Below are 13,304 nucleotides of genomic sequence, written 5' to 3' on the forward strand. Positions count from 1 at the left end.
ACATTTAATAAAAATACGATGAAAAAACTTTTACTAATTGTCATGCTGCTGAATACAGCTATCGCTTCAAAGGCACAATTTGCCAACGGTGGGGACAGGGCCATGAATTTTGGAGGTGCGGGATCTGATGTGGAGGAGTTACGTTACGTAGGTACAGACCTTTATTTCTTCGCCAGGATGATGGGCAAATACCAGTTTGCGGGAACAAATTATGATGCTGGTGCAATCGGAAGTTATCCAGACCAGGATCTGCTGTTCGGTAAGATTAGTGCTTCGGGAACACAGACACTGCTGCGCCGTTTCAAATCTGTAGAGCTTTCCGCAATCAACGGCGGGGCGAGGATCGGTGCCGATGGCAGTTTGTACGTATTAAGATTGGGAATGGGTATGGCACAGAACATAGGCAGTTTGACTACGCCCACCTACGGTGTGCAATTGTTGAAAATCGATGCCAGTGGACAACCTGGTGCGGTAAAGAAGCTGAATACTTTCTCTGATATCGAGTTCGGGACCACGGGTGTTGCCGGCCCGAACCTGTATGCCATGCAGGTAAAGGATAATGGGGATATTTATGCCATTCTAAAGTCAAACACGATTAGAGGTAGTGTCTATGCCGCACGGGTATTGAAATTAGATAATGCAGGCGAAGAGATCTGGCACTATGAAATGACTTCTCCCAATGCGGGAACATCAACCGCGGGAATTCTTGTGGATGGCATGCCCAGACAATTTGTGGACGATGCCGGCAACCTAACATTTAAAGTGGCTACCACAGGCACGATGTCGTTCAATGGGGATAACTTGCCTTATGAGGAACCCTACGTCTATGCTGGCTACGGTAACCTAAAAAATTGGATCATTTCGCTAAACAGCAGCGGAGCCAAAAAATGGAATACGAGTGCTTATATTTCGCCTACTTTTTACGGTGTGGACCCACAAAGTGGAGAAATCTATATCAATTACCAATATAGCCGTCAAAGTCCAGCTGTGGCAGCTTCCATTGCACCTTTTTCTTCGCTACCCAATATCGCACCTCCACCCGCCTTTAGTTACATACCGGCAGTTTACGCATGGAGCGGTATCATCACATTGAATACTTCGGGCAGTATTGCCAAATCTAAAGCGAATTATGTAAATGCGACTGCCTATCCAACACAGATGCAGATTGCCGATAACGGACGCAAAGTTTTGTTTTCGGCAACGGCCAATGGAAACGTTTTCAAGGCTGGGGATAATTTTATCAGTTTTGATGCAAGTGGCCATGCGGCCATGGAAGTTGATGCAGATTTTAATCCCCTGACCGTATTCAGGTTGCCGGCAGGTTCGGCAATGGCCCTTGGCAATCATAAGTTCGCCTTTGGTGGAAGCTTCAAAACGCAAACTACAATTGGTAGCACAACTTTAATCCCAAATTTTATCGATACAGATTTTGGTACCCGTTTCCCGGCGTGGGCAAGTATAAAAACAGATGTTTTAATTGCAGAGGGAAATCTGGACCAAGTTTCGACAATACCAGAAAGCACCACCTGGAAAGGTTTATCAACCAATTGGAACGATGTGGCCAACTGGACTAATGGTATTCCCACAAATTCGATGCGGGCAGTATTTTCCGGAACCCCGGCAAATATGCCTGCCAATATACCTTCATCGTCAAAGGCTGGGCAGATTTATATCCCCGTTGGTGCTGAAGTTACATTGCCGTCGGGTTATGGCCTGCTGACCTTGGCAGATCGGATATTCAATGATGGCAAACTTACGGTAGAGAATGCCAGTTTCCTATTCAATTTCTTCGGTGCTAGCGAAGTTAAAGGCAATGGAGAATTTTATTTCAAAGGTTCGGCGTCAACATTCAATTTTACAGGAAAAATAGCGAATACGGTTTCGTTCGATAATAGTCTTACCATGTCGGGCGTTACGGTAAATGCATTAAGGTTTATTGGTGCCGGTGCGAAATTCATTGGAGATGTTACGGTAAGCAGTCCCGCTGAAAATGCAGTTTCGGGATTGTCGGCCAGTTCATTTGTGAACGGTACTCTAACCAGGGCCGTCAATGCCAACGGCACTTATATCTTTCCGGTAGGTACAGGCAGCGGCAGCAGCGAAAAATCTGCATCGCTAAGCTTCAAGCCCAATAATTTGTCGGGTACAAATTCGCTTTCGGTAAAATACGCCTCGACCATACCAACAGGCACAGCACCAAGTGTCAGCGTGAAAGGCTCGGTAATATCCTCGGTATTGAACGGTGGTTTTCTTACCCTTACGCCCAACCAGCAGCCTACCGGTGGTACTTATGGTCTGGAAACTTCCATAAAAGGCTCTAGCAATACGGTTGCCGATCCTTCGAGATATATACTGATTAAAAGACAGGATAGCAGCAGTCCCTGGATTTTCCAGGGAGAGAATACCATTGTACCTACAAGTATAGGTACCGGAACAGCAAATGTAGTAAGTGTAGGCTTAACGGGCATTACCAGTTTTTCCGATTTTGCGGTAGGTATAGGCAGTACGCCGATTACACTTCCCGTAAAACTCACGAAATTTGCTGCTAATGTGGAAAATGGCGGCGTATTGTTGACTTGGGAAACCAGCTTAGAACTGAACAGTGATAGATTTATCGTGGAGCGCAGCACAGATGGAAATCTTTTTCTCCCTATTGGGGACATAAAAGCGAAAGGTAATTCCAACGGAGTAAATAGTTATGCCCTACTGGATAGAAATCCCCAGGCTGGGATCAACTACTATCGTCTGAAACAAATGGACTTGGATGGCAGCGCCGAGCACAGTGAAATTTTGCCGGTTAAATTCGCCGTTACTGCTACCTTGCTAAAGATCTATCCAAATCCGGTAACCGAATGGCTTTACGTTAATGGCCTGGAAGGTAAAAATGGAGTGGTCAACTGGTACAGCTTGGACGGTAGGAAAGTAGGGGAAGCTATATTGGAGCAGGAAAGGACTAAAGTACCGCAGGTGTTGGTTAACGGACCATATCTGATCAAGGTTGTGTTTAAAGATGGAAGTAGCTTCAACCAGAAAGTTCTTGTAATTGGCAAATAGTTTAGGGAAAGCACACAGTCGGCAAGTTTACAATTAGTGCTGGGCTGGGAAACAGGGGCGATGAGCGGATATTACTGATCAAGGTCGTCGAACCTAAATAGGCTGGTCGGTAATGTTGTTCCAATCTCGTTCTACACGCCATCATATTCGGTATCCTTTGATATTTGGCTGCCCAGACGGCAGATCGATATCCCTAGTCCACCTGTTTGAAGCGCAGGTGGAATGAAGGCTTTTTATCGTTAATTCGTGTGTAGATGGGAACGTACAAATCCGGATGCTCGGGCCGCCGTAGCGTTATGGGTTGGCATGATACGGGCTGCCGATTTCAGGTGTTGGTCGATTAATCTCCTTTTTGATTTCAGTTCGCTTGCGATAAAATGCTTGGCCGCGGACTGATACAGGGAACGTGTTTCCGCATCTGCTTCGGCAAAACCAGGTATGGAACTGATGGCCAATGCCAGGGCGTAGTCGATCAGCTTCGGGAATTTGAGGGTCAGTGGTATCATTTTCATTATCGATCCAGCTGATACAACTTCTATGCCCTGTTGCATTCTTTAGGATATTCTTCATCTAAATTAAGTTTTGAACTGTAAAAACAGATGATTGAACTGGCTGGGGCATGGAGTTGGGGAAGCACCTAACAGGATCTTCGAGTTTTGTGTCTGTTAAACTGTACAGTGCTCCTGACCTGCTGGCCGATATTCCGATAAACATATCACTTGTGGGCCAGGTAATAACTTTATGGAAAAAGACAGCAGATTTTTTGTTGCCATATTGGTACTTCGATAAACTCTTGGATAAATTGGTGGAAAACTTCTTTCAGGATTTATAGACATGGATATCCGGTTTCTGCTTGGATTTAAAACTTTCCGCTAGCAGATCAAGGCCTATCTGCATCACAATGAACCAAGATCTGCCTAGGCTAGATTTACTTTTGATGGTCAATGGAACACCATTCCCCTGGGAAAGGAGGGATACGATTGTCAGTGGCTCCACGTGATGTTGGTCGCTGGTAATGTGTCCATATATCAAAACAAAAAATACGGTGCTTTGTTGCGTATCCAGTATATCGCCGAATTTGAACATTTTAACATGACAGGAGCCACCACTGTGCTGAAACCATTCCCTCAAGAATCCATAAAACTCGACCAATTCCGGACCGACGTCATCGAGGGGCTTACCGCCAAACGCAAAAAACTGCTTTCAAAATACTTTTATGACCATAGGGGAGACCAGCTTTTCCAACAGATCATGGCGATGCCAGAATACTATCTGACCAAATGTGAACTGGATATTTTCCAGAACAGGACGGCGGATCTGGCCAGTGCGATCTGTTTTAGGGAAAGTCCCTTCGACCTGATCGAGCTGGGTGCCGGAGACGCGGTCAAATCTTCGTTCTTATTAAAGTTCCTATTAGATCAAGAAGCCGATTTTACCTACCGCCCCATAGATATTTCGGGCAATATCCTTTCCGAACTGGGGGAGCGGTTGGCCATGCAGCTTCCAGCGCTGAAAATTGACTCCCTGCAGGGGGAATATTTTGAAATGCTCCGGCAAGCGACCGGATCTAACAACAGACGCAAGGTCGTGCTTTTTCTTGGCGGAAACATCGGGAATATGGAAATCGGGGAAGCCGGTCTTTTCTGCAGGGAACTCCGCAGCCATCTCAATGCCGGAGATATGGCACTGATTGGTTTCGACCTCAAAAAAAATCCGCAGCAGATCCTCGACGCCTATAATGACAGGGCCGGGATCACCGCAGCATTTAACCTCAACCTGCTTTCAAGGATAAACCGGGAGCTGGGCGCCAATATGGATACGGATAACTTCAGCCACTATCAAAATTACGATCCCGAAACCGGTGCCTGCAGGAGCTACCTTGTAAGCCTTGTACGCCAACAGGTGGATATTGCCGGGAATCGTATCGTTTTTGAGGAAAACGAACTGATCGATATGGAGGTGTCACAAAAGTTTTCACGGCAGCAGATAGGGGAACTGGCTATCCGATCCGGATTCATGCAATTAAGGGAAATCAGTGACTCTAAAAATTGGTTCATCGATGCCTTGTGGATGGCAGGACATTAACTACTAAACTGACCGTTCAGGGATAAAGCAAATAAGATATGTTAAGAGATAGATATGTTGAAGTCAGGAACCAGAGCGCTGCGATCTGTAGTCCTTTACAGACAGAGGATTATGTGGTACAGCCGGTCGCGGATGTGAGTCCGCCCAAATGGCATCTGGGACATAGCACGTGGTTTTTTGAAACCTTTATACTGATGCCGCACCTGATTGGTTATCAGGTTTTCGATCCGATGTATAACTTTGTGTTCAACAGCTACTACGAATCGGTCGGCGCAAGGGTGGTCCGTACCGACCGTGGTAACCTGAGCAGGCCTTCGGTAGAAGATATCTACCGTTATCGAGCATATGTGGATCGCCACATGATATCCTTTTTAGAGACCACCTTATTGGATACCGGGCTAACTGCTCTGGTCGAACTGGGCCTGAACCATGAACAGCAGCATCAGGAGCTCCTATATACGGACATCAAATATATTTTGGGCCATAATCCCCTTTTTCCCATTTATGCGGGACAGTTCGATTTTGGGCAAACAAATCCGCAGCCCAACGAGATGGTCCACTTCGGGGAAGGAGTCTATGAAATTGGGTTCCGGGGAGAGGGATTTTGCTTCGACAACGAACTTGGAAGGCACAAGGTATACCTTGGCAGCTTCGGGATATCAAAAAAATTGGTTACCAACGGAGAATACCTACAGTTTATGCTTGCCGGTGGCTACACCGATTTCAGCTATTGGCACTCCGAAGGTTGGGATTGGCTAAGGCAGCATGGCATCACCGCGCCATTGTATTGGCATAAGATCGATGACAGATGGATGTATTACACATTGGGTGGACTAAAGGAGCTCCAACTGGATGAACCTGTCTGCCACGTCAGTTTCTATGAAGCTTCGGCATTTGCCGCCTGGAAGGGAATGCGATTGCCAACCGAGGCGGAGTGGGAGGTCGCCTCTGGCAGAATAGATTGGGGCCAGCGTTGGGAATGGACCGATAGTGCCTATTTGCCTTACCCGGGATTCAAAAAGGAAACTGGCGCTATCGGCGAGTACAATGGGAAATTCATGGTGAGCCAGATGGTGTTAAGGGGGGCATCGGTAGCCACTCCGCAGGGGCATAGCCGCAACACCTATCGAAATTTTTTCCATCCTAGGCACCAATGGCAGTTCAGTGGCATCAGGCTGGCAACCTGGTCATAGCGTGCTCCTTATGCGAAGATATGCCGGCTATAGAATACCAGATGGACCAGGATCATGTGCATACCTTATGGCAGGCCACCACTTTCGGACACCGTATGGTCACTATCGTCCCTATCTTGGCGGAGCGAGAAAATGAAGGTAGTTCCCTTTTGCTTGACACTCTCCACACGGATATTGCCGCCATTGGCTTCGATAAAGCTTTTGCAGATGATCAGCCCAAGTGCGGTGCCCTTTTCACCACTGGTTCCCAACCGGCTCTGTCCATCGAGCCTGAAGAGCTTTTCCGCAGTGTCGTTGTCGATACCTATTCCATTGTCCGAGATGCTGAAGGCTGTAAGTCCGGCTTTGCCGGTATCCGATTTCCGTATCTCGATTTTTCCTCCCTGAAAGCTGTATTTGATGGCATTGGACAATAGGTTCCTTACCACAAAGTCCACATGGGAATGATCGGCAAAGACCAGCGTAGGCCCCGTTAAATGGTTATTCATCCTTATATCTTTTTCGAGCGCCTGCGCCTCCAACAGCCGGATATTATTTTCGGCGATAACGGCGATGTCCGATTCCCCTTGGGCTGTGCTTGTCCCCAACTCAGAAGGTTGTTGAGCAGCTCCATGGCACGGTGCTTCGCTGATATAGCCTTTCGGCGATCTCCCGGCGCTCGGCCGCTTCCAACAAGATTGTATCTCTGACGTAAAAGGTTGGGATCAAAACTGGTAATTGTGCCGATTATGTATTTACAAGGTTTTTAAAGGAAAAAAGTTTTATTTTTATGGGATGTGGTGTTTACTGAGGTATTTCATCCGTTGATGCTCATCGTTTTATATTTTTTTAATGTTGACCGTATGCCGGGAAAAGAGTTGGAAAGGCTTCAGGCCGTAGATAGGTTTTTAAAATTGAAGATCAGCAGGGAAGATGAACTGCAGGAGATCGTCAACTATGCCGCCGAAGTATGTGAGGTGCCAATTGCGATGATCACCTTGATCGATGCAGATACCCAGCACATCAAATACCGGGTTGGGAGCGATCTTGTGCAGACGTCCCGTGCCGATGCCTTTTGTGATTATACCATACTTGGAAAAGAGGTTTTGGTAATCCCCGATACGGGAAAGGACGCACGCTTTGCGGATCATCCCTATCGAAACGGTGCCACAAATATCCAGTTTTACGCCGGTGCGACGCTGACGACTGTAGATGGGATCAATTTGGGCAGCCTCTGTGTGGTCGGGCACCATCCCAAGCAGCTCAGTGAAATGCAGCAGGGAATCCTTGGCATTCTTTCCAAACAGGTGGTCCATATCCTTGAGTTCGAATATAGTCTGGATGTGCTAAAGAAACAGTTTTTGGAATCCAAAGCCAACGAGATCAAGTTAAGGGCACTTTTCGAGAGTTCCAATGCCTGCCATCTGCTGGTGGGGAAAGAAATGGATATTCTCTATTTCAACCGGACACTGGCAGAATTCATGCTGGACAAGCACGGTCAGAAGATGGAGATCGGTGCGCCGATCCTAAACTATGTGGGACCCGATTTTGCGGAAAGTTTTGGGTCGAATTTCCATAGGTCGCTTGGTGGGGAGAAGATCACGTTCGAGGAAAGTTTATGGCATGATGGTTCGGAAATCTGGTGGCAGTTTGATTTTAGTCCGGCCTACGATTCTTCGGGTGCCATCATAGGTGTTTCCTACACGGCATCCGATATTTCCGAACTCAAGCGGACAAAGGAGGAGGGGGACTCCAAGAACCGTGCCCTTGACAGGATTGCCCTGATGCAGTCCCATAACATCCGCGGACCGCTGGCTGCGATACTTGGATTGGTCGATATCATTGATGGGGCCGGGGTCAGCGAGATAGCGGAAGAGATCCGGATGTTGAAGAGATCGGCGGGAGAACTTGATGACATTATTAGACGTTTAGTGTATCAGGCCAGCTTTACCGACCATCGGAAATAACATGTTCCGTTGCCCATGGTCAGCGATGTTTGAACAGCTGGTGATAAGCCTAATTGATGGAGATTGCGATCAGCTCATTTTCGCCAAAGCTGCGAAAGTGGATGTCCAAGTGTTGACGGAAACTGATCTTATCGAACAGGTCATCACAGATTGCTTTCATCACCTGGTCCAGGTCCAAAAATGGTTTAGCCAACAGTAACAGTGCACCGTTTTCCGTGAAATCTGCCAGCAATAGATACGCTTGATGATTGATGATCAGTTCGTTCCGGAGATGTTCCAATTGTTCAGCCATGTCGATGTTCTTTCGATGAATAACAAGTACATCTTGGCTTTGTTTTCTACGTAACAGTCGGGGATTGCCAAACCAACGGATAAGGTAGTTTTAGGATGTATATTGAGTGTTCATTCTTCAGCATTGCGTTTTACAACTTCTACCATATGATCTATGTCGAAAGGTTTTTCAATGAAGTCGTCCGCCCTACAGGCTTCTGCCTGCTCTGGCAACCGATTCGATGTCGAAGTCAGGATGACCGGCACATTTTCGGTCTGTGGGTCATTTTTAAGGTCTGCAACGACCTCGCGTCCAGTGACTTCTCCGGGAATATGGTCATCGATCACAACGACGTCGGGATCAATCTGTTCAATATTTTGAATGGGATCAATCGTTAGCGACGGGGTGACATCGAAACCTTCCTCGGTCAGGACATGATCCATGATTTCCAGGATATTTTCATTATCCTGGACAAGAACGACTTTTTTCTTCATAGCTATCATAAAAATCTTCTCAAAGATACGAACATATTAGCAATATATGGGAAATGCCGCTGCACACCTGAATCAAAACGATGGGGCGTGCATAGCATGGACTTAGGGCTGTTTGCTGCTCCGGATAAAGTACCTTTCCTTGAATAGTAAGCTACAATTTGGAGATTAGTCCTGAGCGGGTTGGCTCTATTGGCTTTACGTGTAAAAAAAGAGATGCGACCGAAGTTATATCCCCAATCATCTAAAGTGATATGCTGGTAAATGATGCGGCTATATTAGTCTAGCTGTCAGATGGTTAGAGGAGGTATGCCACCGCATCCTGTACAATAGGTTCCCTGATAAACCAAAAGATGGCACCAAGCCCCACGAGAGACTCTTACAGGTGAGGGGCGCACTCGACTTATTGGGGAGGTACTATAACAACAGTGGGCATATTGGGTTTCTGGTCATTGATGGTCTGGATAATGTTCCTAACCATCTTATAGACGACTTTCTTTCCATTCTTCCGCTGACCATGCCGGAGGGGCTAAAAGTCATTTTTTTATGTACTTCCAAAAAAGCACTAGGTGTAGAGCTGGGAGCGCTCATAGGCGAGCGTGAAGAGGTGATTATAACACCCCTCAGCCAAGAAAAGACCGAAAGATATCTCAGGAAGAAACTGGACCACCTTAATATTGCAGAGGAAGATATTTCAGAGCTCGCTGTAAGATCAGAAGGCCATCCGCTGTACCTTAGGTACCTGTCCAGATTTGTCCTGGGAATGAAAGACATCTCATCTCTTTCCGATTGGATAGGGGGCATACCGGTCATACATGGGGAAATCGAAAAATATTACAGCAGGCTATGGCTTCAGTTGGATGCGAGCAAGGGTGAAGGAAGGGGATTTTAAAAAATTGGGAGCGGACAGTACTATAGGCCCTAATGGACCGGAATATTTTACAATTGATTGCCCATAAAATGATATGAATAGAATAGTAATCTGTATAGCTACAAGTTTCTTTTTCAGTTGTGCCCCGTCTTCGGAAGGTGAGCAGGAATCGATTCAGGGGGAGAATCGCAAAGTGGTGATCCATGAACGTGTGGATACGGTCCGAGCGATCAGACCTTTGCTAGCATTTAAAAATGATACCCTGAAATACCTGAGGGGAAATTTTATATTTCGAAAGTCGGTTTACCTTGGCCATCGGCTGGAGAAACTTTTCAATGACCTTGATCTTCCGGTACGCGGGTATACGTTAGCCCCATTGGATACAAAAAAGATCGATGAGTTTCAGTCCCTTGGGCTGAAGTTGGATGATGGTGCTACGGTAATCTCGAAATATGACGGCAAGAAGGTGCCGAACATTTTGGTCATCAAACTGAAGTATCCAGTGCCATACAGCGAAGGGCAAAAGGTCAATGCGGCGAGTAAGGGCAGGTTTACTTCAGATGCTAAAACATTTTTTGCCAGTAGGGAGATTTCGGATATACTGCTGATAGATGAATAAGTATCCTCCTAATAATTATCTACCTAAAATTAAGATAGTGTAATTTTTGTAAAACTTTTATACTTTAAATTTCTATTATTGATTTAAACCTATCGTTCTTTAATGATTGTTTAGATATGAAAGCTCGGCCATTTGTCGGGCTTTCTCGTAGTTATAGAATGTCTCCTAGATTAGTACATTGTTTTTCTTTCAACCGTTTGGATATTCGGCTGCTAAGATTAACTGGCTAGGGAATCAGTGATTAGTAAGCACTGCATTGATAATTACATTATAACCAAATCACAATTCGGCGAAAGCTACAAATTCTTTATCTACACGAAATCCTGCAGCGTTTACTTGATGGTTGTAAAACCCACTTGAACCTGTACCTATCGGCAATTGAATTGAGTCTTCTAGTTATTTAAATCGTTATTTTGTATAGTCTTTTTAGCTTTACGCATTTCTCCTTTTACCTGACCGAATCTATAAGATACCTTTGCGCTAAAAACACGATAGTAGACTTGTGTGTTCGAGTATTCATTGAAGTTGTCTCCTTGAGTTACCGTTGAAAAGTTCCTATGTTTTGCAAATAGATTAATAGCAGATAGCCCAGCCGTTATCTTCCTATCCATAAAATCTTTGTTTATAGTAATCGTAGAGCCGAAGTTCGAACCGATTTTCGATTGTAATGTTACTCTCGGTTTTTGAAAATCGAAATTGGAATTAAGTCTTAAGCCCTTTTTTATGGTGTAGCTCAAAGCCAGATTATAGTATTGGAAAAGACCTTCGTTTTCTAAAAGATTCTCACCAACCAATCCCGATATCCAGACATAGCTTAAGCTACCATTTGCGGTTGCCGTTACTTTCTTGGCGAAAGTTTTTCTAAAATAGAAGTTGGCACCTAGCGCTCTGTCCTTTGCTATGTTATCGTATCTGATCAACGTAATATTGGTGTTCGGGTCAAATGTCCTTATCCTTTGTATCATGTTGTTCTGGAAGGAATAGTTTAAACCGATATCGATTATACTTTTATCATAACGGCTAAAGGAAAACTGGAAATTATTCCCTACTGACGGTTCCAAGCTTGGATTGCCGGTTCTTTGCACCAGAGGATTTGATTGGTCTACGAAGGTGTTTAAATCGTTAATTGACGGTCTGGATATTCTCTGTGTATAACCAAAGTTAAGACTTCTGTTATTGGTTAATGGACGCTGTATAGCTATGGAGGGTGAGAGGTTCAGGAAGTTAAATTCTGTTCTATCCGAAATGCCATTCAAATTCTTTGATATTCTGGTATGTTCCAATCTTGCCCCAGTCTTAAATTTCCACTTTCCTAAATCAAAACTATAGGAATTATAGGCGCTAGATACATTTTGGTCATTTTCAAAACCATTAGAAAAACTTGTAACTCCGTCCTCTACATACTGGTATCTGCTGTTATTGTTTCGAAGAATCAGTTTTGCACCGGCCTCCATAATGACTTTCTTGATTGGATAGGAGAAATCTACCTGCAAGGTATGCTCGAGTGCTTTCTGATCATTGAATTGAGTGAAATTATTATACGTGGGAGCATTAAAAAGGTTGCTGAAGACAATGTCGCTATTTATGTTGTCAGATTGCCTACTGTAACGGTAAGCTAATGATAACAACTGATTGGAATTACGTTTAAAAGACTTCTCATAGTTGAGTCCTACAGTAGCAATGTCGAAAATTTCATCCATTAAAGTGCTGTTTGTGAAGCTTTGTCTGGCCGATCCCGGTTGGTCAAAGTTGGAAATAGTGTGGAATGTGACATCGTTGCTGCTTCTATAAAAATTTAATTCGCCGCTAATTAGGTTCAAGGAATCAAGTTGTAAACTCATTTCTGTGCTTGCGTACGCGTATGGTGATTTGAATCTATTGTTCTTGATCTGGGTCAAACTACTTTGGTCTATCTTACCGTTGCGCATATAATCTACATCCTCTTTTGGGCGGTCATCTGTCGCCCCAGCTGATATTGATAAATTAAATTTATCTTTTTTGAAATTGAAAGCGCCTCCTAGAGAACGTCTTTTGTAGGCTGACAAAAAGTTGCTGCCTAAATTCACATTGCCTCCATATCCATCTCCTTGTTTTTTAACCGTAACAATATTAATTATTCCTGCTAAGCCTTCGCTTTCATATTTTGATGGAGGTACTGTAATAACTTCAATTTTATCTACGCCAGATGAGGCCATAGTCCGTAAGACATCCGCCGGCTTGTTACTCAATAAAACTGATGGTTTTCCATTAACCATGATTCTAAAATTAGATTTCCCTTGTATTGTAATCTTTTCATCAGCATTTATAGCTATTAACGGCACTTTTCTCATCATATCCAACATTACTGTATTCTTATGATCTTCGTCCGCTTGTACGTCATATACGAGCCTGTCTATTTCCTTTTTAATTATTGGCCTGCTTCCCAAAATTAAAACTTCGTTTAGCTTTTTTGAAGTCTGTTCGAGCTTAATCGTCCCTAGATCGATTTGTCTGTTCTCTATGAACACCTCTATTTTCTTTTGGAGGTAACCATAGGCTGAAAATGTGAAAATATATTTGCCTTGCTCCAGATTGATATTGAGCGTTCCATCATCTGAGGTGAGGATCTTTTTGGAAACTTTCTCAGATTTTATGTAGATCGAGGCATATCCAATTGAGCTAGTCGAAAGTGAATCCACTAGTTTTGACGTAACTGAATAGGATGACTGACTGCGAGCGGTAGTAATGAAAATATTTACGAGAAGTACGATTGTAAGAGAGAGAATCCGATTCAT

Annotated in this window: 11 protein-coding genes; 6 read left to right on the plus strand and 5 right to left on the minus strand. The window is 44.5% G+C overall.

The window, feature by feature from the left end; all coding sequences use genetic code 11:
- The first annotated feature begins 18 nt into the window (after positions 1–18).
- Positions 19–3,054, plus strand: a complete 3,036-nt coding sequence (locus tag CRO54_RS03225; protein WP_097128625.1) for a hypothetical protein — start codon at positions 19–21, stop codon at positions 3,052–3,054.
- Positions 3,055–3,293: 239 nt separating this feature from the next.
- Here CRO54_RS03225 and CRO54_RS03230 read toward each other — a convergent pair whose 3' ends face one another.
- Positions 3,294–3,566: a hypothetical protein gene (locus tag CRO54_RS03230; RefSeq protein WP_138765735.1), complete on the minus strand. Its 273-nt coding sequence runs from the start codon at positions 3,564–3,566 to the stop codon at positions 3,294–3,296.
- 580 nt (positions 3,567–4,146) lie between these two features.
- On the opposite strand from CRO54_RS03230, the gene CRO54_RS03245 reads away from it, so the two are divergent.
- Positions 4,147–5,139, plus strand: coding sequence for an L-histidine N(alpha)-methyltransferase (locus CRO54_RS03245; RefSeq protein WP_097128634.1), 993 nt, complete (start codon positions 4,147–4,149; stop codon positions 5,137–5,139).
- A 38-nt stretch (positions 5,140–5,177) separates the two neighbouring features.
- Entirely contained in the window at positions 5,178–6,332 is a 1,155-nt protein-coding gene (gene egtB / locus CRO54_RS03250) for an ergothioneine biosynthesis protein EgtB (protein ID WP_097128637.1), read from the plus strand.
- A 65-nt stretch (positions 6,333–6,397) separates the two neighbouring features.
- Here egtB and CRO54_RS03255 read toward each other — a convergent pair whose 3' ends face one another.
- On the minus strand, positions 6,398–6,919 hold the full coding sequence (locus CRO54_RS03255) for a sensor histidine kinase (protein WP_097128640.1): 522 nt from the start codon (positions 6,917–6,919) through the stop codon (positions 6,398–6,400).
- A gap of 255 nt (positions 6,920–7,174) precedes the next feature.
- Between CRO54_RS03255 and CRO54_RS03260 the strand changes: the two genes are divergently transcribed.
- The gene (locus CRO54_RS03260) at positions 7,175–8,278 is read left to right on the plus strand and encodes a PAS domain S-box protein (protein WP_171047809.1); all 1,104 of its coding nucleotides are present in this window, start codon (positions 7,175–7,177) and stop codon (positions 8,276–8,278) included.
- Positions 8,279–8,327: 49 nt separating this feature from the next.
- On the opposite strand, the gene CRO54_RS21020 is transcribed toward CRO54_RS03260, so the two are convergent.
- On the minus strand, positions 8,328–8,570 hold the full coding sequence (locus tag CRO54_RS21020) for a hypothetical protein (protein WP_138765736.1): 243 nt from the start codon (positions 8,568–8,570) through the stop codon (positions 8,328–8,330).
- Positions 8,571–8,680: 110 nt separating this feature from the next.
- A complete protein-coding gene (locus tag CRO54_RS03270) occupies positions 8,681–9,043 on the minus strand; it encodes a response regulator (protein ID WP_171047810.1) in 363 nt (120 codons plus the stop codon).
- A 382-nt stretch (positions 9,044–9,425) separates the two neighbouring features.
- Here CRO54_RS03270 and CRO54_RS03275 point away from each other — a divergent pair, with 382 nt between their 5' ends.
- Together CRO54_RS03275 and CRO54_RS21025 are read left to right on the plus strand one after the other, a co-directional pair.
- The gene (locus CRO54_RS03275) at positions 9,426–9,932 is read left to right on the plus strand and encodes a hypothetical protein (RefSeq protein ID WP_138765737.1); all 507 of its coding nucleotides are present in this window, start codon (positions 9,426–9,428) and stop codon (positions 9,930–9,932) included.
- 355 nt (positions 9,933–10,287) lie between these two features.
- Positions 10,288–10,530, plus strand: coding sequence for a hypothetical protein (locus CRO54_RS21025; protein WP_138765738.1), 243 nt, complete (start codon positions 10,288–10,290; stop codon positions 10,528–10,530).
- A 392-nt stretch (positions 10,531–10,922) separates the two neighbouring features.
- On the opposite strand, the gene CRO54_RS03285 is transcribed toward CRO54_RS21025, so the two are convergent.
- On the minus strand, positions 10,923–13,304 hold the full coding sequence (locus tag CRO54_RS03285; RefSeq protein ID WP_097128658.1) for an outer membrane beta-barrel family protein: 2,382 nt from the start codon (positions 13,302–13,304) through the stop codon (positions 10,923–10,925).

The sequence above is a fragment of the Pedobacter xixiisoli genome, assembly GCF_900215335.1.
Classification (GTDB): Bacteria; Bacteroidota; Bacteroidia; order Sphingobacteriales; family Sphingobacteriaceae; genus Pedobacter; species Pedobacter xixiisoli.